General features: G+C 58.0%; 19 protein-coding genes. 15 read left to right on the top strand and 4 right to left on the bottom strand.

Annotated features, from left to right (window positions below; translation table 11 throughout):
- Window positions 1-152: 152 nt before the first annotated feature.
- Window positions 153-1,673, top strand: a complete 1,521-nt coding sequence (mltF, locus tag KYE_RS06070; protein WP_008171468.1) for a membrane-bound lytic murein transglycosylase MltF — start codon at window positions 153-155, stop codon at window positions 1,671-1,673.
- A 19-nt stretch (window positions 1,674-1,692) separates the two neighbouring features.
- On the opposite strand, the gene KYE_RS06065 is transcribed toward mltF, so the two are convergent.
- Window positions 1,693-2,163, bottom strand: a complete 471-nt coding sequence (locus tag KYE_RS06065) for a regulatory protein RecX (RefSeq protein ID WP_008171467.1) — start codon at window positions 2,161-2,163, stop codon at window positions 1,693-1,695.
- Between the two features lie 178 nt (window positions 2,164-2,341).
- Between KYE_RS06065 and KYE_RS06060 the strand changes: the two genes are divergently transcribed.
- Window positions 2,342-4,807 (top strand): DUF349 domain-containing protein, encoded by a 2,466-nt coding sequence (locus KYE_RS06060; protein ID WP_008171466.1) that lies wholly within the window; start codon window positions 2,342-2,344, stop codon window positions 4,805-4,807.
- Between the two features lie 13 nt (window positions 4,808-4,820).
- Here KYE_RS06060 and KYE_RS06055 read toward each other — a convergent pair whose 3' ends face one another.
- The gene (locus KYE_RS06055; protein WP_008171465.1) at window positions 4,821-5,084 is read right to left on the bottom strand and encodes a late competence development ComFB family protein; all 264 of its coding nucleotides are present in this window, start codon (window positions 5,082-5,084) and stop codon (window positions 4,821-4,823) included.
- Window positions 5,085-5,272: 188 nt separating this feature from the next.
- Between KYE_RS06055 and KYE_RS06050 the strand changes: the two genes are divergently transcribed.
- The 4 genes from KYE_RS06050 (at window position 5,273) to KYE_RS06035 (ending at window position 11,913) form a co-directional block, all read left to right on the top strand.
- Complete coding sequence (locus tag KYE_RS06050; RefSeq protein WP_008171464.1) at window positions 5,273-6,481, top strand: acetyl-CoA C-acetyltransferase; 1,209 nt, start codon at window positions 5,273-5,275, stop codon at window positions 6,479-6,481.
- 29 nt (window positions 6,482-6,510) lie between these two features.
- Window positions 6,511-8,661, top strand: a complete 2,151-nt coding sequence (locus KYE_RS06045; RefSeq protein ID WP_008171463.1) for a 3-hydroxyacyl-CoA dehydrogenase NAD-binding domain-containing protein — start codon at window positions 6,511-6,513, stop codon at window positions 8,659-8,661.
- 248 nt (window positions 8,662-8,909) lie between these two features.
- Window positions 8,910-11,093 (top strand): carboxy terminal-processing peptidase, encoded by a 2,184-nt coding sequence (locus KYE_RS06040; protein ID WP_008171462.1) that lies wholly within the window; start codon window positions 8,910-8,912, stop codon window positions 11,091-11,093.
- 19 nt (window positions 11,094-11,112) lie between these two features.
- On the top strand, window positions 11,113-11,913 hold the full coding sequence (locus KYE_RS06035; protein ID WP_039881881.1) for a helix-turn-helix domain-containing protein: 801 nt from the start codon (window positions 11,113-11,115) through the stop codon (window positions 11,911-11,913).
- Here the strand turns inward: KYE_RS06035 and mtnA are convergent.
- Window positions 11,902-12,966, bottom strand: a complete 1,065-nt coding sequence (mtnA, locus tag KYE_RS06030) for an S-methyl-5-thioribose-1-phosphate isomerase (protein ID WP_008171458.1) — start codon at window positions 12,964-12,966, stop codon at window positions 11,902-11,904. The genes KYE_RS06035 and mtnA overlap by 12 nt on opposite strands.
- Before the next feature lie 112 nt (window positions 12,967-13,078).
- On the opposite strand from mtnA, the gene KYE_RS06025 reads away from it, so the two are divergent.
- Genes KYE_RS06025 through rdgC form a run of 8 tightly spaced genes read left to right on the top strand, consistent with a single transcriptional unit; the run spans window position 13,079 to window position 18,823 of the window.
- A complete protein-coding gene (locus tag KYE_RS06025; protein ID WP_008171456.1) occupies window positions 13,079-14,416 on the top strand; it encodes a TRZ/ATZ family hydrolase in 1,338 nt (445 codons plus the stop codon).
- 35 nt (window positions 14,417-14,451) lie between these two features.
- Window positions 14,452-15,168: a bifunctional 2-polyprenyl-6-hydroxyphenol methylase/3-demethylubiquinol 3-O-methyltransferase UbiG gene (gene ubiG / locus KYE_RS06020; protein ID WP_008171454.1), complete on the top strand. Its 717-nt coding sequence runs from the start codon at window positions 14,452-14,454 to the stop codon at window positions 15,166-15,168.
- Window positions 15,158-15,829 (top strand): phosphoglycolate phosphatase, encoded by a 672-nt coding sequence (gph, locus tag KYE_RS06015; RefSeq protein WP_008171452.1) that lies wholly within the window; start codon window positions 15,158-15,160, stop codon window positions 15,827-15,829. The genes ubiG and gph overlap by 11 nt, the downstream gene beginning before the upstream one ends.
- Before the next feature lie 57 nt (window positions 15,830-15,886).
- Window positions 15,887-16,636, top strand: a complete 750-nt coding sequence (locus KYE_RS06010) for a YciK family oxidoreductase (protein WP_008171450.1) — start codon at window positions 15,887-15,889, stop codon at window positions 16,634-16,636.
- Window positions 16,636-16,869, top strand: coding sequence for a glutaredoxin family protein (locus tag KYE_RS06005; RefSeq protein ID WP_008171448.1), 234 nt, complete (start codon window positions 16,636-16,638; stop codon window positions 16,867-16,869). The genes KYE_RS06010 and KYE_RS06005 overlap by 1 nt, the downstream gene beginning before the upstream one ends.
- 12 nt (window positions 16,870-16,881) lie before the next feature.
- Complete coding sequence (gene yaaA, locus KYE_RS06000; protein WP_008171447.1) at window positions 16,882-17,652, top strand: peroxide stress protein YaaA; 771 nt, start codon at window positions 16,882-16,884, stop codon at window positions 17,650-17,652.
- Window positions 17,653-17,676: 24 nt separating this feature from the next.
- Window positions 17,677-17,877 carry a DUF2788 domain-containing protein gene (locus KYE_RS05995; protein WP_008171445.1) on the top strand — a complete coding sequence of 67 codons (201 nt, stop codon included), beginning with the start codon at window positions 17,677-17,679 and terminating at the stop codon, window positions 17,875-17,877.
- Window positions 17,878-17,896: 19 nt separating this feature from the next.
- Complete coding sequence (gene rdgC / locus KYE_RS05990) at window positions 17,897-18,823, top strand: recombination-associated protein RdgC (RefSeq protein WP_008171444.1); 927 nt, start codon at window positions 17,897-17,899, stop codon at window positions 18,821-18,823.
- 56 nt (window positions 18,824-18,879) lie between these two features.
- Here rdgC and KYE_RS05985 read toward each other — a convergent pair whose 3' ends face one another.
- Window positions 18,880-21,624 carry a GNAT family N-acetyltransferase gene (locus KYE_RS05985; RefSeq protein WP_008171442.1) on the bottom strand — a complete coding sequence of 915 codons (2,745 nt, stop codon included), beginning with the start codon at window positions 21,622-21,624 and terminating at the stop codon, window positions 18,880-18,882.
- A gap of 208 nt (window positions 21,625-21,832) precedes the next feature.
- Here KYE_RS05985 and KYE_RS05980 point away from each other — a divergent pair, with 208 nt between their 5' ends.
- Complete coding sequence (locus tag KYE_RS05980; RefSeq protein WP_008171440.1) at window positions 21,833-22,759, top strand: histone deacetylase family protein; 927 nt, start codon at window positions 21,833-21,835, stop codon at window positions 22,757-22,759.
- Window positions 22,760-22,762 lie beyond the last annotated feature (3 nt).

Here is a 22,762-nt window from a genome sequence, read left to right as displayed (position 1 = left end):
ATTGTTTTGCACATTAATTAACCAGCTTTATTGACCAGGCCTCCGACACCAAGGATCATTGACGTGTGGAAAGGAATTCCACGCTCAGGATAGACAAGGTTGCGTGGCTTTATGCGACGCTACAACCAGATGATCCAGCCGTGACGGAGTCCATGGACTTGCCAAAGATATTTGCTGCTTTCAAAAGCGCATCCGCCGGGATTGTTTTCTTCCTCGGCACTGCCCTGATACTGACCGGATGCTCACAGCCCAGCACTCTCCAGGAAATCCGTGATGAGGGGGTGCTGCATGTGATCACCCGGACGGCGCCATCTATCTATGTGGAAAGTGAAGACGGCCGCACCGGCTATGATTACGAACTGGCAAAACTGTTCGCCGAGGAACTCGGCGTGAAGCTCCGGGTCCGCGTTGCCGATAACAACACAGAAATCTTGTCCGTTCTGGAAAAGAACTACGCCCACTTCGGGATGCTCGGGCTGTCCAGGCAACCCCATACTGCCAATCAGTATCGCACCGTAGCAACCGGCATCACCGCCCAGTCGATCCTGGTTTATAACCGCGATGTCGAGCGGCCCGAATCATTGCAAGACCTGATCGGGAAAACGGTGCACGTGGTATCCGACAGCAACCATGAGCACCGCCTCAATGAAGCCCGCCAGGAAAACGCAGAGCTTGAATGGCAGGTGCATCCCGGACTGGACGCCGCGGGCGTTCTGTCTCGCGTTGAAAGCGGCGAATTCCCCTACGCGATGGTTTCCTCGAACGAGCTCGACCTTAACCACGTATTCTACCCGATGGTGAAGGAGGCCTTTACCGTTGGAGAGCCCGGTGAACTGGCCTGGTTTTTCCCGTCAGCGCAGGATGATTCCCTGGCAAAAGCGGCCCGCCAGTTCCTGGAAAGTCTCGAGACCAACGGAACATTGGCCCAGATTTCCGAGCGCTTCTATGGCCACCTTGATCGACTGAATTACGTGGGTGCCCGAACCTTCATGCATCATGTGGAGAACCGGCTGCCCAAATACGAGTCGCTGTTTCGCGACTATGCCCGCGACTTCAACATGGACTGGCGACTGCTCGCAGCCATTGGTTACCAGGAGTCCCACTGGCGCCCCAATGCGGTATCGCCCACAGGGGTCCGTGGGCTGATGATGCTGACCAGGAACACTGCCAGCCATATCGGCATCAACAACCGCCTGGACGCCGAAGAAAGCATCCAGGGCGGCGCCAAGTATTTCCGGATCGTGCACGAAAAAATCCCGGAACGGATCCCGGAGCCAGACCGCACCTGGTTCGCCCTCGCTTCCTACAACGTGGGTTTCGGGCATCTGGAGGACGCCCGACGACTTACAGAAGGCGCGGGACGAGACCCTGACCGGTGGATGGACGTAAAGGAATTCCTGCCGTTACTGGCTGAGAAGGAATGGTATACCAAGACCCGCTTTGGCTATGCCCGGGGCCACGAACCGGTGATTTACGTTCAGAATATCCGGCGCTATTACGATGTCCTCGCCCGGCTCAACCAGCCGGGTATCCCGGCGACCGAAGCAGAGGAACAGATCGTACAGATGGAGGAAAACCGGGCGCCGGAAGGCCCATCAGGCGAGCTGCAAACGGACGGAAAGCTCAGGGCCGGCCTGCCCGCAGAACTGGGCATGATACCGCCGACCCTTTGAAGAATCCGACTTCCGCCGGCTATTCGCTACGAGCCTCGAGCGCGCGCTCCACCTGACTGGCGGAAAAGCCCCTACGATTCAGGAAACGCGCCTGCCGCACTTTTTCGTCCCAGTCCTCACTCAGATCCGCCAGGCCAAAACGTTTATCGCGGATACCGATAGCTCGCTGACACCAATCCTCCTCCGTCATCTCGGCAACACACTCCGGAGTCTTGTGAACCCCGCGCTGCTGAAGTTCGCCAAGAATCCGTAGCGGTCCGTAACCAAGGTCCATTCTTTGACGGGCGTAGACGTCAGCAAACCGATCATCGTCAAGCCAACCCTCTTTCTCGTAATCATCCAGAACAGCGTTAATAATGTCGCCCGGCAGCTTTCTTTGGCGGAGTTTCAGGCTTAACTCGAGGCGACTGTGCTCGCGCCTGGCAAGCAACCTGAGTGCCGTTGCCCGGGCCTTGTAATCCTGATCGTTGTCATTTTCCTGTTTTGCCATACAGACCCTTTCCGCACACGCATACAAAACGCTAGACTAGCCGCGAATTTTTCCTGCTGGCCAGCACCTCAGGCTGACCAGTCAAACTACCCGGTATCCCTGACCGGATGCCGACGGCCGGTGGCGGAACAACTTTGCCCGACACCGTGAACTGGTTTCAACACCCAAGGATACTCTTATGGCCGCGTTCATCCAGAAACTGTTCAAATCCCGCAAGACAACCGAGGCAACGCCAAATCAGCGGAAAGCCACCCAGCCAGAGCCTGTCGAACAGGAAGATACCCGGACTGACCGGAGGGAAGAACAGCTCAAAACACTGGAGAGCGCACCATCCCAGGATGTCCTGGCCAAGCTTGCCATTGAGGGCGTTACCGCGGATATCCGGCAGTCCGCTGCAGGCAGACTGACCGACGAAGCCAGCCTGCAGGACGTGCAGAAACAGGCCAAAGGCCGTGACAAAGGTGTCTACCAGATCGTTAAACTGGCACTGCAGCAGCGGCGCGAAGAACAGGCCCGGCTGGACAGCATCAGCCAGACCATCGCTACCCTTACCCGCCACGCGCAGGATCAGGCGAAGAGTGACGATACCAAGCTTTATGGGGCCCGGCTCGATGCCCTGCTGAAACAATGGACAGAGGTGGAAACACACGCCTCACCGGAACAGGCCCAGGCATTTCTCGAAGCGGTTCACCTGTGCAAAGAGCGCATTGCGGCCCTGCAATCTGCGGCGGAAGATGAAAAGCGCCAGCGCGAGCAGAAGCTGCAACGTCAGGAAACCCTGGATCTGCTGACCCGCACACTGGACGAGCTCAAGTCTCAACCGCCTGAAACACTGCCCTCACTGGCGTCCCTGGATGCACTCCAGAAAACCCAGGAAAACCGCTGGCTGGAAGCAACCCGGGATACGGCAGTGGAGAAGCAGGAACAGAAAGCCTACGAAAACGCCATGCTGGCACTGCGCAATTACCTGAGTTCTGTCCGTCGGATTACCCAGGAACGGGAAACCATCGTCGAACTTGGCGCACTGCTCGAGCGCGCAGACGATGCCACCGACGAGCAGCGTGCCCAGGCAAAGACACTGGTTGCCGAGATCAACTGGCCGGAAGACTATCCCATCCCGGCACTACTGGAGCCATTGCGGAAGCTGGCCGGCAAACGCAAGAAACCGGCAGAGCCCCGAGTTGACCAGGAGCAACAGAAAGCTCTGACGACTCGCCTCGAGGCCGAAATCAGGCAACTGGAGGAGGCTCTGGAGGCCAAACAGCTGAAAGAATCCAAACAGCTCTTCAAAACGGCACAACAGCACTTCCGGGATCTGGACCAGCGCCACGCAAAACCCTATCAGGCGCGCATGCAGCTGCTTACCGGGCAATTGCGTGAACTCTCGGACTGGCAGGGCTTCGCCACGGAACCCAAGCAGATTGCCCTGTGCGAGCAAATGGAATACCTGGCAGAGCAGCCAATGGATCCGGAAGCAAAGGCCGAGCGAATCAAGGAGTTGCAGAATGAGTGGCGCGATCTCGGCGGCTCTTCAGATCGCTCGCTGTGGTCCCGGTTCAAAGCTGCCTCGGACAAGGCTTACGAGCCCTGCAAGGCCTACTTCTCTGCCAAGTCCGGCCTCAAACAGGCCAATCTGGAAAAACGGTCCGCCATTTGCCAGCAGCTCGAAAGCTTCCTGGACAATGCCGACTGGTCTTCCATCGACTGGAAAGCCGCGGAACGAATCCACCAGACCGCTCGCCAGGAGTGGAAAGAGGCCTGGCCAGTGGAATTCCGCGACAATCGGGGCGTTCAAAAGCGCTTCGATGAACTGCTCAAGAGGCTGGAAGCACCCCTGGACGAGGAACGGCGCAAGAACGAAGGCCTGAAACAGACGATCGTGGACAAGGCCCAGGCCCTGGTCGAACACGAGCCGCTTCAGGAGGCCATGAACCAGGCCAAGGCCCTCCAGGGAGACTGGCAAGCCATCGGAATCACCCGCCATCGGGAAGACCGCAAACTATGGCAGGCGTTCCGAAAGGCCTGTGACCAGATCTTTGCCCGCCGTGATGCCGAGCGCTCGGAACAGCAGCAGGCATCACGGGCCGCCGACGAGACGGCGCAAGCAGGCCTGAATCAGGTTTCAGGAATATCCCCGGAAAGTGACGAACAGGCAGTCACTGCGGCCCTGGCGACGCTCAAGGATATTGATGCCGCTACGCTCTCAAAAGGCGTCAGGGAACAGGTCCAGCAAGAAAAGCAGCGGCTGAGCAAGATTCTCTCGGCTCTGAGATTGCAGGCAAAAATGGCTTCCTGGCAGTCTCTGGTGATGGCGGCCACAGCGGGCCAGTCCGGGAGTGAATCAGCGCCTCAGCACTGGGCTGCGCTGGCCGAAACGTCAGACGCCAGCGATCCGGTCGAGCTGGTGATTCGCGCAGAAATCCTTTGCGGCGTGCCCTCCCCCGAAGCCGATCAGCAGCGCCGCATGGAAATCCAGGTTCAGCGCCTTGCCAATGGCATGGGTTCCGCCGACAACAGCACGGATCAAATGCAGGATGTAGAGAAACTGCTGGCAGCCTGGTGCCTGGGTGGCACTGGCAAAAACGCGGACACGGAGCTCGCTGAGCGACTGAACAGGGCCATCGCCAATCTGAACGAGGCCTGAGGCGCCCAGCGGTCTACTCCCGCTGATGTTCCCTGACGAATTCCCTGGCTTCCTTTACGGCGGCCAGGGATTTCTGTTTCATCTCCTTGAGTTCCTCGTCCGCCAGGTAAAACATCATATCGATTGAATGCCGGTAATACCGTGTGGGCAGTCGGTTGAGAGCCACGCACATAACATCGGTCAGATAGTCCGCTGTGTCAGACTCCTCCCGCGTTGCCTCGATGGCATCCACCACCAGCCGCTCGTAGAAATTGTCGATTGCATCTCGCAGAGACATGGCTTCCGCCTCCCGAATTCGTCTGCGGTTTCTAACACCATAGAAGCTAGCCCCCTCCTTGTCATGGTTCATGAGCAATTTCGCCAATGCGATTGGCAGCCCGCGTCATTACCCCCTGCAACCGCAACCGGCTATGGTTGTGTCATCGGTAAATCAAACCCGAAAACAATATGACCAGAGGACAAGCAATGGCCACCGAGGCTTATATCTTCGATGCAGTCCGCACCCCCAGGGGGCGCGGAAAAAAAGACGGATCACTTCACAGCGTCAAACCCATCTCGCTGTTGACCACGGTGCTCCATGCGCTGCAGGAGAGGAACAGCCTGGATACCGCCCAGGTGGACGACATTGTGATGGGCTGCGTGACCGCCGTAGGTGACCAGGGTGCGGATATCGCCAAGACGGCAGCGCTGGCCGCTGACTGGGATGAAAAAGTGGCGGGCGTCACCCTGAACCGTTTCTGCGCCTCCGGATTGGAAGCCGTGAATCTGGCGGCCATGAAAGTTCGCTCTGGCTGGGAAGACATGGTGGTTGCCGGCGGTGTGGAGGCCATGTCCCGTGTGCCCATGGGCTCCGACGGCGGAGCCTGGGCCACAGATCCGGAAACCAATCTGCATACCGGTTTCATGCCCCAGGGCATCGGCGCAGACCTGATTGCCACCCTTGAGGGCTTCAGCCGTGAAGACGTTGATGGCTTTGCCGTGAAATCCCAGCAGAAAGCGGCCAATGCCTGGCAGAACGGCTACTTTGCGAAGTCCATCATTCCGATCACTGACCAGAATGGCGTGGTGATCCTTGATCGCGATGAGCATGTGCGTGGCAACACTTCCCTGGAAAGCCTTTCCGGCCTGAAACCCTCCTTCCAGATGATGGGCGAGATGGGCTTCGACGGTGTCGCCCGGGAGAAATACCACTACGTGGAGAAGATTAACCACGTTCATCATGCCGGCAACTCCTCAGGTATCGTCGACGGTGCCACCGCCATGCTCATCGGCAGTGAAGCCAAGGGCAAAGCCATGGGGCTGACGCCGCGCGCTCGCATCATCGCCACGGCCGTGACCAGCACAGACCCCACCATCATGCTCACCGGCCCCGCCCCGGCAGCGCGCAAGGCACTGGAAAAGGCGGGCATGACTGCCGATCAGATCGATCTGTTTGAAGTGAACGAGGCCTTCGCCTCTGTGGTTATGCGCTTCCAGCGGGAACTCTCGGTTCCCGGCGAAAAAGTGAACGTGAACGGCGGGGCTATCGCCATGGGCCACCCGCTGGGTGCCACCGGCGCCATGATCCTTGGCACCCTGCTGGATGAGCTGGAGCGGCGCGAGCTGCGCTACGGCCTGGCCACACTGTGCGTCGGTGGCGGCATGGGCATTGCCACCATCATTGAGCGCGTCTGAACCCGTCCACTTTTCCAGGAGAACCAATTATGAGTGCTATTCGTTACGAACTGGGTTCAGACCAGATCCTGACCCTCACCATCGATATGCCCGGCCAGTCCGCCAACACCATGAACGCTGCTTTTCGGGACGCCCTGTCGGAAACCGCCGCAAAAGTGAAGGAAGACCTGGATAACATTCGCGGCATCATCATTGCCTCCGCCAAAAAGACGTTTTTTGCCGGCGGCGACCTGAAAGAACTGCATAAGGTCACGCGCGAAGACGCCGGGACTTTCGAGGATATGGTCAACGGCCTGAAATCGCACATGCGGTTTCTGGAAACCACCGGAAAACCCGTGGTGGCAGCCATCAACGGCTCCGCCCTGGGTGGCGGCCTCGAGATTGCCCTCGCCTGTCATTACCGTGTCGCCATCAATGACGACAGCATTCAACTTGGACTGCCGGAAGTGACTCTGGGCCTGCTGCCAGGTGGCGGCGGCACCCAGCGACTGCCTCGAATGATTGGCCTGGAGGCAGCCTTCCCGTTCCTGATGGAAGGCAAAAAGGTAAATCCGAAAGCTGCGCTCAAGGCCGGCATTATCAACGAACTGGCAGATTCTGCCGACGATATGATCACGAAAGCCCGAGCGTTCATTGAGGCCAACCCGAAATGTCAGCAGCCGTGGGACCAGAAAGGCTTCAGGTTCCCGGGTGGCGCGCCCCACCATCCTGCCATGGCGCAGAAGCTGGCGATCGCTCCGGCCATGCTGAAGCAGAAGACCAAAGGCTGCTATCCGGCCCCGGAGCGCATACTTTCTGCTGCCGTTGAAGGCGCTCAGGTCGATTTCGATAACGGCAGCCTGATCGAGACCCGGTATTTTGCGGAACTGGTGATCGGCCAGGTTGCCAAGAACATGACCGGCACCTTCTGGTTCCAGTTGAACGCCATCAAGGCGGGCGGCAGCCGCCCCGAGGGCGTTGAGAAAGAAACCTTCCGCAAGGTGGGTGTTCTGGGCGCAGGCATGATGGGCGCAGGTATCGCCTATTCAACGGCGACACGGGGTATCGATGTGGTGCTGAAAGACGTCTCCGTTGAAAATGCCGAAAAAGGCAAAAGCTACTCGGAGAACCTGCTCGCCAAGAAAGTCAGTCGTGGCCGAATGACGGAAGAACAGAAGGCAGACATCCTGAGCCGCATCAAGGCCACCGATTCGTCAGACGATCTGGAAGGCTGTGACCTGGTGATCGAGGCGGTCTTCGAGGACAGTGGACTGAAGGCAAAAGTGACCCAGGAAGCGGAACCCAAACTGGTGGCAAACGGGATTTTTGCGTCCAACACCTCAACCATCCCCATTACCCAGCTCGCCGGAGCCTCTGCGAACGCCGAGAACTTCATTGGCCTGCATTTCTTCTCACCGGTCGACAAGATGCAGCTGGTAGAAATCATCGTCGGCGAAAAAACCTCGGATGAAACCCTGGCGCGCTCGTTTGACTACGTTCAGCAGATCGGAAAGATTCCCGTGGTGGTCAACGACAGTCGAGGGTTCTTTACCTCGCGGGTCTTTGGGACCTTCGTCAACGAGGGCATCTGCATGCTTGGCGAAGGTATTCATCCAGCGAGCATTGAAAACGCGGGGGTGCTGGCCGGTATGCCCGTCGGGCCACTGGCGATTTCCGACGAAGTCAGCATGACCCTGATGCAACACATCCGGGATCAGAGCAGGAAGGATACCGAAGCCGCCGGCGGAACCTGGAATCCCCACCCAGCGGAGGCCGTCACTGATGCGATGGTCAACGAACATGGCCGCAAGGGCAAGGCTGCGGGCGCGGGCTTCTACGAGTACCCTGCCAACGGCAAGAAACACCTCTGGCCGGAGCTGGAAACTCTGTTCGTGAACGCGGAGAAGGCAAGAACGGTCAAACTGCAGGAGCTGAAAGACCGGATCCTCTTCATTCAGGCCATCGAAACCGTTCGTTGTCTGGAGGAAGGCGTATTGCGAACGGTAGAGGATGCGAATATCGGCAGTATCTTTGGCATTGGCTATGCGCCGTGGACCGGTGGCGCGATTCAGTTCATCAATCAGTATGGCGTGAGAGCATTCACGGAGCGGGCATCGGCGCTCGCCGAGACCTATGGTGAACGCTTTGCACCACCCAGACTGTTGCAGGAAAAGGCGGAAACGAACACACCGTTCGCCTGATTCAGCCTCTGCACGTCTGCTGCCGGGAGGATTTACCGATTCTCCCGGCAGTTTCCCCGTGTGCAACACGCCTCAACCCCGATGATCCCTCAGTTACGAACGTGGCGTCTTCATGGACAGATTGTCACGATCCGATACGCCCTGCCTATGGCATCGGGTGTAGTGCTTGCCTACAATAAATTTAATAAGTCACGGGTAGACACTCCCTCGCAAACCGAGGGGCTACCAACACCGTCGGGTAAGCATTTATGACCATCGCGGAAAGAATTATGGCTCGTCGCTCTTCGGCCGGATCTGTTCGGTTCGGGGTGTGCAAGGCAATGACTGTAGCATTGCTGCTGTCTGCGCCACTGGGGCTTCATGCGAACGTTGAAACTCCAGACGTGTACGAGCCAGTTGCACCGACGATTGATCAGGCGCGAGCCAATATCCTGATCGCCCGTCAACTGCAGTTTACCCACTTCCGGGACCTCGGAATCAGCGATGAACTCTCCGGAGATGTGTTTGATGCCTACCTGGATTACCTCGACGGGCAGAGAATCTATCTTTCGCAGGACGACATTGCGAAGTTCGACAAAATCCGCACTCAACTCGGCTCTGCCCTGAAAACAGGTCAGCTTCAGCCCGGATTCGATATTTACAATCTGGTTCAGCAACGGATTATCGAGCGCCTCCAGTTTGCTCTGGAAACAATCGACAAGGGCATCGACACGCTGGATTTCTCGGCCAACGAAAGTATTCTGGTCGACCGCTCGAAAGCGGACTGGGAATCGAACGCCGAGGCCCTGGACGATCTCTGGGTCAAGCGCATTAAAAATGCGGTGCTGGCTCAGCGCCTGAACGGGGCAGAAGACGAAGCCATCGTTGAAACCCTGCGCCGCCGCTACGAAGGCCAGTTGAAGCGCGCGTACCAAGCCCGCAGTGAAGATGCCTTCCAGGCCTATATGAATGCGTTTACCGGCATCTGGGACCCGCACACGTCCTACTTTTCGCCGCGCACCTCAGAAAACTTCAATATCAACATGAGCCTTTCACTGGAAGGCATCGGTGCTGTGCTTCAGTCGGACAACGAATACACCAAGGTGGTGAGACTGGTACCCGGCGGGCCCGCCTCCAAGCAGGGTCAGCTTGAGCCCGCAGATCGCATTGTTTCTGTCTCACAGGAGGACGAAAAACCGGTGAATGTGATCGGTTGGCGTCTGGACGAAGTGGTGGATCTGATTCGTGGGCCGCGCAATTCGACCGTCACACTGGAAGTGATTCCGGCCAATGCCTCCGACGAGACCATTACCGAGACCATCGCCATCAAACGCGATGAAGTAAAGCTGGAAGAGCAGAGCGCCAGCAAGGACACCATACGTCTTGAACGTGGCGGCAAGGAATATACGATTGGCGTCATTACCATCCCCACGTTCTATGCGGATTTCCAGGCTATGCAGGCTGGTGACCCGAATTACAAGAGCACGACCCGCGATGTCCGCAACCTGATAACTGAGCTCGAAGCCGACGGCGTTGACGGCCTGGTGATGGATTTGCGAAACAACGGCGGTGGTGCGCTGCACGAAGCCAATGATCTGGTCGGCCTGTTTATTGACAAGGGCCCCACCGTTCAGATTCGCAACGCCAATAACGATGTGCAGGTACTCAATGACGAGGATCCTTCCGTGGCCTACGACGGGCCTCTGGTAGTACTCACCAACCGCATGAGTGCGTCAGCGTCCGAAATTTTCGCCGGTGCCATCCAGGACTATGGCCGCGGACTGGTTGTCGGCTCCCAGACCTTTGGCAAGGGCACCGTTCAGGCTGTGCGTCCCCTGAACCACGGACAACTCAAGATCACACAGTCCAAGTTCTACCGGGTATCCGGCGGCTCCACGCAACACAAAGGGGTTATCCCGGACATCGAGATTCCTTCTCGTATCGACAAGACCCGCATCGGTGAGGACGCCCTGGATCATGCCCTGCCCTGGGACCAGATCGAGGCAGTGCCGCATACACGCTACTTCGATTTCAGCGGCATTATCGATGAGCTTCGCAAGCGGCACGAAGAACGGTTCTCAACCAACCCTGAATTCAGCCTGCTGCAGCAGGAGATCGACTTCCTGACCAAACAGCGCGCCACCGACAGCGTCAGCCTCAACCTGGAAGAACGCCGCGCTGAGCACGAACAGATTGAACGCACACGGCTCACGATCGCAAATGCCCGTCGTGAACTGAAAGGCCAGACACCGTTCGAGTCGCTGGAAGACCTTGAAGACTGGCAAGACCAGCAGGCGGCGGACCTGAATTCCACCGATGAGGAGCTGGATTTCGTGATACGGGAAGGTGGACATATCATGGCCGACATGCTGGACCTTGATAACCGCATGGCATCGATCCTGGATCCCCAGCAATTTGCGGCACAGTCTCCGGCCGCCGCAGTGACACGTTGAACAGGCAGCTCCAAGTCTCATGACTGAGCAGGACGCAGGCGGACAGGATAGCCACCAGAAAGCACGGATGTTGCAAGACATGCTACTGGACGCGCTACATGCCATGCGCTCCCTGGAGGAAGTGGAAGGGTTGGAGAAACCGGCGGCTCAGGAACGAACGCCGGAAGGCCTGATCGACCGCCTGGCAAGCCTTACCGGGTCTGCGCTCCGCTTCGGGGTCAAGGCGACGGATACGTCTCTTCGGGTGGGCCGGGCACTGATCAATTCCCAGGATCAGCTGCGGGCAATGCTCACAGCAGGTCAGTCTCTCAAAGACATCCGCGAAGTGGCCGGCCTCACCGTATCTGAAATGAGCGAGGCCCTTAACCTGCGGGACAAGTCCGTCCTGGAGGCTATAGAGAACGGCACCACCACCCTGTCCTTCGAACTGATACTACGTCTGGCAGCCCTCATTGCCAGAAACGATCCCATCCCGTTCATCATGCGCACCACGCGCAACTACAATCCCGAAGTCTGGCAGATTCTGAATGACTGGGGCGTGGCGAGACTGCCCCTGCAATTTGAGCGGGAGCGGGAGTTTATCAACATCTTCCGCCGGCATGATGACGCTCGCACGCTCTCGGATGAAGGTTTCCAGAAAGTGCTGGAGTTCACCCGTCAAAGCTTTGAAATGTCCCTGCACTTTATTGAGGAGCAGGAACGGCAGGTGGCCGAACTCAGGGCCACCTACGAGGAAAAGCACCCCGACGTGAAAAGGTCACCTGACAAGCCTGCCGCCAAAAAGAAGCAGCCGGAGCGCACCCCACCGTCAACCAAATAACGCCTGCATACCGGTTATATTCGGGTTATGCACCACGCCCTTTTCAGTAACGATCGCGTCGATCAGGCTTGCCGGTGTCACGTCAAAGACCGGATTGAATACGTTGATGCCTTCCGGCGCCAACCCGATACCGCGTATCTCCCGGATCTCAATGCCGTCGCGCTCCTCAATGGCCACATCTGCCCCTGACGCCGTGGCCATGTCCACCGTGCTTGAAGGCGCGACCACCATGAAGCCCACTTTGTGATGGCGGGCCAGAACCGCCAGGCTGTAGGTGCCGATCTTGTTGACCACATCACCATTGGCAGTTATTCGATCCGCGCCGACGATCACCCAGCGTACGTCTTTCCGGGCCATGATGGCGGCAGCGGCACCATCGGCATTCAACGTGACGGGAATGCCGTCGCGTGAAAGTTCCCAGGCCGTCAACCGGCCACCCTGAAGCCAGGGGCGAGTCTCGTCGGCATAGACGTCTGCCAGCAGCTTTTCCTCATGGAGACGACGAACAACGCCCAGTGCCGTACCGTAGCCCCCGGTGGCCAATGCACCGGTATTGCAATGGGTCAGCACCGAAAACGGTGCCTCTGCTCCGATAAACTCAAGGGCATGGTCCGCCATGGCAAAGTTGGCGGCCAGGTCTTCCTCATGTATGGCCCGGGCCTCCGAGGCCAGGCGTTTTACCGCTTCGTCCAGCGAATGGCACGCATGGAAAATCCTTTCCATGCGCTGCAGCGCCCAGAACAGGTTTACTGCGGTCGGACGTGAAGCTGCAAGCTCGCGAATGGCCTGTTTGATTTCGGCCTTCCAGTCCCCGCCACCGGCATGTCTGGCAGCAAGGGCCACCCCGTAGGCTGCACTGATGCCGATTGCAGGAGCGCCCCGAACCACCATATCCCGGATACTCTGCGCTACACCGGCAGCGCCTTCCAGCGTTATCCAGTGCTCCTCTCCCGGCAGCAGGCGTTGATCCAGCAGCTCAAGACTGCTGCCGTGCCAGCGAATCGCAACGGTGCCAATGGCCCGTTCTTGGGAGGGTTTCGGGGTTGTTGTCATAGAAGACTGCTCCGGTTTTTCAGCGCTGAAAACTGCCAGTATAACGGTTATACTTCCGGGCTACATTTTCAAGGTGTGGAAGCTCCGCGCCATGCGCTGTAAGGCAGGATAAATGACGGCAGACACTATCACCGCAGCCGATATTCGCATCAACGCGCGCTGGCTGATCCCGATTGAGCCGGCAGGCACGGTACTTGAGCATTATGCAGTGATTATCCAGGGTGACCGCCTTGCCGCAGTCATTCCCCAGGAACAGGCGGACAGATCGTTCAGAACCCGGGAAACCGTTGATCTTCCGAACCACGTCGTCATGCCCGGCCTGATCAACATGCACGGCCACGCGGCCATGAGCCTGTTCAGGGGCATGGCAGACGATCTTCCGCTGATGACCTGGCTGAATGACCATATCTGGCCGGCCGAAGGTCGCTTTATCAGCGAGCAGTTCATTGCCGATGGCACCCAACTGGCCATGGCCGAGATGCTGCGTACGGGAACCACCACGTTTTCTGACATGTATTTCTTCCCGGAAATTGCGGCTCAGATGGCGCACGATACGGGCATTCGTGCGCAAGTCTGTTTTCCGCTGCTCGACTTCCCGACGCCGTGGGGTGCCGGACCCGAGGAATACCTGAGCAAGGGCGCCGACTTTATCGACAGCTGGAAAAACGATTGCTACATCATGCCGGCCATTGGCCCCCATGCACCCTACACTGTGTCCGACGGCCCGATGATTGAAGCCGTCCGGCTCTCCGAAAAGACCGGCGCAGCCATCCAGATCCACCTGCACGAAACGGCATTCGAAGTGGCCGAGGCTACTGAAAAGCTGGGTCAACGGCCGACAGCCCGGCTGGCGGATCTCGGCCTGCTCCGCCCAGAGACCCAGTGCGTCCATATGACCCAGATCGATGCCAGCGATATCAGCTTGCTTAAACAAACGGGCGCCCATGTTATCCACTGCCCGGAATCGAATCTGAAGCTGGCCAGCGGCCTTTGTCCGGTGCAGGAACTCCTCGATAGCGGGATCAACGTTGCCATAGGCACCGACGGCGCCGCCAGCAACAACGACCTCGATCTGTTCGGGGAACTTCGGACTGCCGCCATGATGGCCAAAGTAGTGGCCAATGATGCCTCGGCGCTGTCGGCGCACAAGGCCCTACAGATGGCCACCATCAACGGGGCAAGGGCTCTGGGGCGGGACCATGAACTGGGTTCTCTGGCCGAGGGCAAGCTGGCGGACATCATTGCCATTGACCTGAGCGACCCGTTTTTGCAGCCGGTCTACGACCCGGCTTCGCACCTCGTATACAGCAACCATGGTCGATCAGTAAGCCACAGCTGGATTAACGGCGTACCACAAGTACAGGATGGCCGGCTTACCCGCATTGACGTTGCCGATCTCATGCTTCGAGTTGAGGACTGGGCCGGGCGAATCCGCACAAAGGCTGACTAACTGATTTCCTATTGATTCACCAGGCAGAACCAACCATGACAAACCAGAACGTAGACCGGAACGAGATCGCCAAATTCGAGGCCCTTGCCAGCCGCTGGTGGGATCCCTCGAGCGAATTCAAGCCACTGCATGATATTAATCCCCTGCGGCTGAACTACATCGATGAGCGGGTTTCCCTGGCCGGAAAGCGCGCTCTGGATGTCGGCTGCGGTGGTGGCTTGCTGTCGGAGGGCATGGCCCAGCGAGGCGCCCACGTTACCGGTATCGACATGGGCGAGGCTCCGCTGGCCGTCGCGCGGCTGCATGGCATGGAGAGCGGCGTGAATGTGGATTATCGCCAGATCACCATCGAGGAACTGGCCGAGGACAGCGAACACGCGGGCCAGTACGACGTGGTTACCTGCCTGGAAATGCTTGAGCATGTACCGGACCCCGCATCAGTGGTGAGGTCCTGTGCCGCCATGCTGAAACCGGGCGGCCATCTGTTTGTATCAACCATCAACCGGAACCCGAAATCGTTTCTTTTTGCGATTGTTGGGGCGGAGTACGTGCTCAGGTTGCTACCCAAAGGCACCCACGAATGGAAGAAATTTATCCGGCCATCGGAAATGTCCGACCATCTTCGCCACGCAGGGCTGGAAGTCCGTGAGCTTACGGGGATGACCTATAACCCCGTCACCAAGGTATACAAGCTCGGACGGGACGTGGACGTCAACTATCTGATGCATGCCAGGGATATTCGTGAAGCCTGAAACCACGCATCGAGCCTCCACGGTCCTGTTTGATCTGGATGGAACGCTGATTGACACCGCACCGGACTTTATCCGGTGCCTTAATCAGTTACGGGAACAGCACGGGCTCCCCGCCCTTCCCCACGAGCATATCCGACGCTCGGTCTCGAATGGCGCGCGCGCCATGATCCGGGTCGGCTTCGGCCTGGAACCGGAACATCCGGAATACCTGGAAAAACACACCGCGTTCCTGGACCTCTACGAGGCCGGCGTGGCAGTGGAAACCACCCTGTTCGAAGGTATGGACGAGCTCCTCAAAGCCCTTGAGGAGCAAGGTATCCTTTGGGGCATTGTCACCAACAAGCCCGCCCGTTTTGCGGTGCCGCTCATTGAGGCCCTGAATCTGGCGGACCGATGCGCAGCCCTGGTATGCCCTGATCATGTCGCGCAGCGCAAACCTCATCCCGAGTCCCTGCTTCTGGCCTGCCAGCAAATGGGGACCGAGCCCGGTTCAGGGATTTATGTGGGCGACCACGAACGGGACATCGAGGCCGGTCGCAATGCCGGAATGAAGACCATCGCGGTCCGCTATGGCTATATCGAACAGCCGGAAGCCATTGACCTGTGGCAAGCGGATCTTATTGCAGACACCGTCACGGATCTGGCAAAGCTGTTACAATAGAGCATCAATTTTAGGATCCGGTGTTCAACCGGTAACAGCCTGACACGGAGACAGGTTATGCATGATTACCAAGCACCCGCCGATCTTCTGAAAGACCGTATCGTTATGGTGACGGGTGCCGGCAGCGGCATTGGCCGGGCTGCGGCGAAGGCCTATGCCGCCCACGGTGCGACCGTCGTACTTGTTGGCCGAACCGTCAGCAAGCTTGAGACGGTCTACGACGAAATCGAGGCCGCCGGGCACCCCAAGCCTGCCATCGTACCCATGAACTTTGAGGGCGCGGCGGTGAAGGATTACGAAGAACTGGCCATGACGCTGGAAGACAACTTCGGCCAACTGGATGGTTTGCTGCACAACGCGGCAATTCTGGGCGACCGCAGTCCCGTGGAGCTTTATGACCCGGAAACCTGGAACAAGGTCATGCACGTGAACGCAACGGCGCCGTTCCTGCTAAGCCGGGCAATGATTCCCCTGCTTCGCAAATCCGACGACGCCTCGGTGATCTTCACCTCCTCTGGTGTCGGCCGCAAAGCAAAAGCCTACTGGGGCGCCTATGCCGTCTCCAAGTTTGCCGTAGAGGGCCTGAGCCAGTTGCTGTCCGAAGAACTGGACGACGAGCGTCACAATGTCCGGGTAAACAGTCTGAACCCCGGCGCGACCCGTACCAACATGAGAGCCCACGCCTATCCGGCGGAGAATCCACAGCAAAATCCGGCACCAGAGGACCTGATGCCGATTTACCTGTATCTCATGGGCAAGGACAGCCAAGGCGTCAACGGCCAGAAACTGGACGCACAACCGAAATAATGGAACTGCTTTTTTACACAACCTCTCAGTGCCACCTGTGCGAACTGGCCGAAGCCCTGCTTGTAAGCACGCCCATGCCGGAGCCGATCCCGGTAGACGTGGTGGACATTGCCCAGTCCGAAGAACTGGTAGAGCGCTACGGTACCCGGATACCGGTGCTCCGACGCAACGATACCGGTGTGGAACTGGACTGGCCTTTTACCAGGGATGACTTACTTACATTCCTGCAATGAGGATTGCCTGACATGTTGATGGTTATTTCCCCTGCCAAAACGCTGGATTACGAGAGTCCGCTGGCGACCAGTACCTATACTCAGCCGGAATTCCTTGAGGATGCCTGCGAGCTGGTCGACCAGCTTAAAACGCTGGAGCCGCACCAGATCAGCAATCTGATGAGCATCAGCGACAAGCTTGGGCAGCTGAACGCCGAGCGCTTCCAGAACTGGCACACGCCGTTTACCCCCGAGAATGCCCGGCAGGCTGTGCTGGCTTTCAAAGGTGACGTGTACACCGGCCTGGACGCCGAGAGCTTCAGTGAACAGGACTTCGACTTTGCCCAACAGCATCTGCGCATGCTTTCCGGTCTGTATGGCGTCCTGAAACCGCTGGACCTGATGCAGCCCTACCGCCTGGAAATGGGTACCCGGTTCGAGAATAACCGTGGCAAGGATCTGTATGCCTTCTGGGGCAGCAAGATCACAGAGGAGATCAACCGGCTGCTTGCGGATGACGACGGCGTGCTGGTCAACCTCGCCTCCAACGAGTATTTCAAAAGCGTAAAGAAGAAAGACCTTGAAGGCCGGCTGATTACCCCCCAATTCAAGGACTGGAAGAATGGTCAGTACAAGATGATCAGCTTTTATGCCAAGAAAGCCCGGGGGCTGATGTGTCGGTTTGCCATTCAGAACCGCATTACCCAGGCCGACGACCTCAAGGGATTCAACCTCGAAGGCTATTACTTCAGCGAAGACCAATCCGATAAGAACAACTGGGTTTTCCTGCGGGATGAACAGTAATCCACGTTGAAATCGGAGTCAGCAATGAACGAAGCAATGTTTTCCCAGATCGCCATGCTGGTGTTTCTGACCGGCCTGATTGTCTGGATGGGTGTCATCGTCTGGGATCTGGCCAAGAAATCCCAGGCCGGCAAGTTCGGCACCATCGCACTATTTACGGTGCTGGGCGCCGGCGTTGTGGGCTTTATCGTTAAAACCGTACTCGTAGAGATCATGCAAATATGAAAGACAAGGACCAGCCCTGATGTGGTTTCGCAACGCCCGCGTATTCCGATTTACCAAACCCTTTGATATCTCTGCCGAAGAGCTGGAAGACAAGCTCCAGGCCGATGCCTTCAAGCCCTGCGGACCTCAGGAAACCAGCCGCCAGGGCTGGGTTCCGCCCCTGGGCAAGCATGGCGAACAGCTGGTTCACAGTGCCAACGGCTATCACCTGATTGCCCTGCGCAAGGAGGAAAAGATTCTTCCCGGCCCGGTGGTGAAAGAAGCGGTTGAGGAGAAGGCCGAAGCCATCGAGTTCGAGCAGGGCCGGAAGGTCCGGCGCAAAGAAAAGGACGAAATCAAGGAACAGGTAATGCTGGAGATGCTGCCCCAGGCCTTCTCCAAGAACCGCCGCTCCTTTGCCTACCTCGCCCCCCAGGACGGTGTTCTGGTGGTGGACGCGGGTTCCGCCAAGCAGGCGGAAGATCTGGCCTCGACTCTGCGCAAGAGCCTCGGATCGCTGCCGGTTCGTCCACCCGCGGTGGAACAGGCACCTGCTTTCACCTTTACCGGTTGGCTGAACGAATCCATCGACCTGCCTGGCAAGGTGGTTCTGGGCACTGAATGCGAACTCAAGGATCCGTCTGAAGATGGCGGCGTGGTTCGCTGCAAAGGCCTGGACCTGAAAGCCGATGAAATCCGCAACCATCTGGATGCGGGCATGCAGGTGACCAAGCTGTCCCTGACCTGGGACGACAACGTCTCCTTTGTGCTGGATGAAGAACTGGGCATCCGTCGCCTCAAGTTCGGCGAAACACTTCAGGATCAACTGGACGATGTCGACGTGGACGACCACGCTGCCAAGTTTGATGCGGCTTTCACGCTCATGACCCTTGAGCTGTCCCGGCTGATTCCAGGGCTCCTGGAAGCGCTCGGCGGCGAAGATCGCTCTGCGATTGTCGAAGAGTAGTGCCGTAAATCCGGGTCAGATACCCGCTTTATCTGACCCGGCCTCCCTTGCGCTCTTCAGTGGGCGCTCTTTCCCAGCCGCTCTCTCTGCCAGTCTTTTTCCGGTTCGTTCAGGACCAGCCGCAGATCCATCACTTCCTCTTCGGTATTGAACTTGATTTCAAAGCCCAGATGTTCCGCCAGCTGCAACATGGGACGATTATCCGGCAGCACATTGCCCACCATTTCCACGGTACCCCTGGCCCGACAGTAATCGATCATCTTTTGCATCAGGGCAACGCCGAGGCCTTCGCCCTTCATTTTATCGTGCACCATGACCGCGAACTCGCATTGCAGGTTATCGGCATCGGTCCAGGTGCGCACGGTTCCGAGGGTTTCCTCGCCTTCCCCGTCTTCCCTGGGCGCGTTGGCAATAAAAACCATCTCCCGGTCGTAATCGATTTGCACCATCTGGGCTACGTCTTCGCGAGAGAAATGCTTGCGATACTGGAAGAACCGGTAACGAATGGATTCCGGCGACTGCAACTCATGGAACGCCCGGTGGGCAGGCTCATCTTCCGCCAGTACCGGTCGAATGATGACCCGGCGCCCGGATTTGGGCAAAACAATCCATTCCTCCAGTTCCCGCGGGTAAGGCTGAATAATCGGCCGCCCCGGCTTGTCGGCCAGATTGATGGCAATATTGACTGCCACGGCCCCCTGCTCGTTGAACAGCAAGGGCGAGATCTCAAGCCCCTTGATTTCCGGGATGTCGATGACGATCTGTGAGAGGGTGACCAGGGTCTCGGACACCGCGCGGATATCCTCCTCCGGCTTCAGGCTGTGTTCTTTCAGCAGCTTGTACATGTAGGTACGGCGCAGAAGCTCACGGGCCAACACCATGTTCAATGGCGGCAGTGCGATCTGACGATCGGTCATCACGTTGATCTGGGCGCCAGCTGCACCGCAAACCACCAGGGGCCCAAACAATGCGTCCCGGGTAATGCCGACACTGAACTCGATCCCACCCACGTGCTGGTAGGAACGCTGAACCGCAAACCCGAGAAATCCACTTTCCGGGAAATGGCTCTTGTATTCCTCCATCAGGTAGCGGCACGAATCCATGATGGCCGCCTCGCTGTTCAGTTTCTGGACCGTACCCTTGTAACGACGCTGGGTCGGACTCAGGTCCAAAAAAGGATGGCACGCCTGCTCATGAATGATGGTGATGTCGATGGGGCGCCGCTCAACCGCAAACACCTCCAGCACCTCTTCCATATCGTCGCAGTACATGGTTTCGATGGTGCTGATCCCGTAGTCCCGCACCAGATCCCGCGCTTCCCGGTTCGACAGGTGATACCGACCTGCCCGAAGGGCCCTGTTGACCACATGACGGGTATGGGTGCGGTCTGCAAAGTGGTCGGTAAAGGATTCCGGCGTTTCCGTAAGCAGCCGCTGAACCCGCTGGTGACGAACATGTTGCATGAATGCCATCACGGCTTTTTCGGGATTGAAGAACGACGGCAGCCCGGCCCGGTAAAACTCTTCCCGAGCATCCATGACCGTACTCTGGCCGAGCCAGCAGGTGAACACATTCAGACGTGTGCCTTTGGAGGCCTGCACCACTGCGTCCGCAATCTGGAGGCTGTCCTCGGTCAGGCTCGGGGCATACATCACCAGAACGTTGGCCACTTCCGGGTCTTTGGCCAGGATCTTGATGGCCTGGCCGTAAAGTTCCGGCGAGGCATCGTAGTTAAGGTCAATGGGGTTTTTGCGGGTCCAGTAAGGTGGCAGCAGCTCGGCCAGGTTCTCAATGCTGGATTTCGACAGCTCTGCCAGTTCACCACCAAGATCCGCCAACCGGTCCACGGCCAACACCCCGGGGCCGACCCCATTGGCCATGATCGCCAGGGTTTCGCGGCGCAAGGGACGCATCCGCGTCAATGTCTCGAGCGCATCAAACATCTGGCCAAGGCCATCCACCCGGAGCACACCTGCCCTCTGAAGCATGGCGTCGTAAATCGGATCGCTGCGTTTCAGGCCATCAGGAAGGTCGTGGGGAAACCACTCCGACTCCGGTACACGCCCGGACTTCACCGCAATCACCGGCTTGGTGCGGGACGCCACCCGCACCGCCGACATGAAGCGGCGGGCATTGGGAATGTTTTCGATGTGCAGGAGAATCGCACGGGTCTGTGTATCCTGCGCCAGGTAGTCGATCAGGTCGTCGTGATCGATATCCATGCCATCGCCCAGGGTCAGGAAGTAGGAAAACCCCACACCACGGGCGAATGCCCAGTCTATGACAGAACTGGCGATGGTGCCGGACTGGCCAACGAAGGCAACCCGGCCAGGGATGGCGCCCATATGGGCGTAGGTAGCGTTCAGGCTGCGGGCGGGGACCATCAGTCCGATGGTGTTGGGGCCCAGTACCCGGATTCCGGTTTCCCGGGCCGCTTCACGAACGGAATACATCAGGGGCTGGCCGGTTTTACTGTGAGTACGAGACATGCCACCGGTCATAACGATCGCAGTGCGCACCCCGGCCTCCCCCAGCCGCTTGATGGTCTTGGCCACGGTATCCGGCGGCGTACAGATGATTGCCAGGTCCGGGGAAAATTCCATTTTCGAGACTTTCTTGACGCAGGGCACCCCGTGCACGTTGTCGTAATCGTTCTGGTTCACCACCAGTAACCGGCCGGGATAACCGCCCCCCATCAGGTTCCGCAACACCATACCGCCAAGGTTGTCTGCCCGCTCCGACGCACCGATCACCGCAATGGACGCGGGATTAAACAGGCTCTCCAGATACCGGGTGCTCAAGCTGACTCTCCTTTGTATGCGGCCGGCAGACCGTTGGGAAATAAATGTAATAAAACAGGTTACTTATGAGTGTAACTCTTATCTTAGGCCTTGATACCCCGATGTGAAATGACTATCGCCGTTATAAGACCAAAGAAACACGGCATCGTGCAGTTTTCCCTGATAAGCTTGAAGAAAATATAAGCATATCGAAGGCAGTCCGAGACGTATGACCACGGCATTCTTTTCCCACGATGACTTCATGAAACACAACATGGGGCCGGAACATCCGGAAAGCCCTGAGCGGCTGGCGGCCATCATCAGCTACCTTGCTGATACTGGCCTGGACCAGAAGCTGGACTGGGTGCGGCCGGAAGAAATCACCCGTGATCAGCTTCTGATGGTGCATCCGGAAAAATATCTCCATCAACTGGACCTGATGCAACCGACCCGCGGCCGCGTGTTTACCGACCCGGACACGGCCATGATGCCCGACACCCTTCGAGCCGCTCGTCTGGCAGCTGGTGCCAATATCCAGGCCGTGGATATGGTCATGAGCAGCCAGGTTACCAACGCGTTTGTGTGTGCCCGGCCGCCCGGGCACCATGCCGAGCGGGCGAAATCCATGGGGTTCTGTTTTTACAACAACGTTGCCCTCGCCGCGATGCGCGCCCTCACCTTTCATCATTTGGAGCGGGTCGCGATCATCGATTTCGACGTGCACCAGGGCAATGGCACCGTAGACATTGTCAGTGGCGACGAGCGTATCCTGATGTGCTCAAGCTTCCAGCATCCCTTCTACCCGCACTCCCATGTGCACCGGCAGGCCGACAACATCGTGAATATTCCGATTGAGGCAAACTGTTCGTCTGAAGAGTACCGGAAGCAGGTGGAGGCGGGATGGCTGAAGCGCCTGAATGAATTCAAACCGCAGTTGATCCTGATTTCGGCGGGTTTTGATGCCCACCGGCTGGATCCGATGGCAGAACTGAATCTGGATACGGAAGATTATCGCTGGCTAACGGAAATGATTGTGGGTGTCGCCAGTGAGCACAGCAATGACCGGATCATTTCAACCCTGGAGGGCGGGTACCATCTGCGGGCCCTGGCGGAAAGCGTCAATGCCCACCTGGAAGTACTGGATTCGGTTTACTGACGC

Origin of the sequence: Marinobacter manganoxydans MnI7-9 (assembly GCF_000235625.1) — a bacterium.
Classification (GTDB): Bacteria; Pseudomonadota; Gammaproteobacteria; order Pseudomonadales; family Oleiphilaceae; genus Marinobacter; species Marinobacter manganoxydans.
This window is presented reverse-complemented; position numbering and strand designations above follow the sequence as displayed.